The 405-nt window shown below is 54.6% G+C and carries 1 protein-coding gene; it reads right to left on the reverse strand.

What is annotated here, in order from left to right:
• Positions 1–121: 121 nt before the first annotated feature.
• The coding region (locus ACI77I_RS32215; protein WP_407000253.1) for a hypothetical protein at positions 122–405 on the reverse strand (284 nt) is incomplete at its 5' end.

A 405-nucleotide genomic window follows, 5' to 3' on the forward strand; every position in this document is an offset into this window, starting at 1 on the left:
GTTTTTTACGTGACGGTTAATCTGGCATTGAATGCCGCTTGGCCATTTGCTGATTGGCTTTCTGAGACCTTGGGGGGGGCGGTGGCAATAGGGAGGGCAGAACTCCTTATCGATGTGACATTCAATCATCCACCTCCCCGATATTCAATGAGATGAGTCCTTCGACTTCAGGCGTAGAACCAGGTTGCGGAAGCAACTTAAGAATAGCGCGTGGAGGTTGCTTTCGCTTTTGGAGCGTCGCCTCAGCAACGGAGTTTATCTGGCGCCGAAGCTGGGGCAGGTCAATCGCTTCTGGTTCACCGGGAAGCTCCACCGTGTCGCCTGGACTCGAGGTGTCTGTGGTGCAGTCCTGATCATGCCCAAAGGAGCGTTCGTCTTCTAATTGGGCTTCTGGGTGGGCTGGGG

It is taken from the genome of Pseudomonas sp. D47, from assembly GCF_045447305.1.
Taxonomy (GTDB): Bacteria; Pseudomonadota; Gammaproteobacteria; order Pseudomonadales; family Pseudomonadaceae; genus Aquipseudomonas.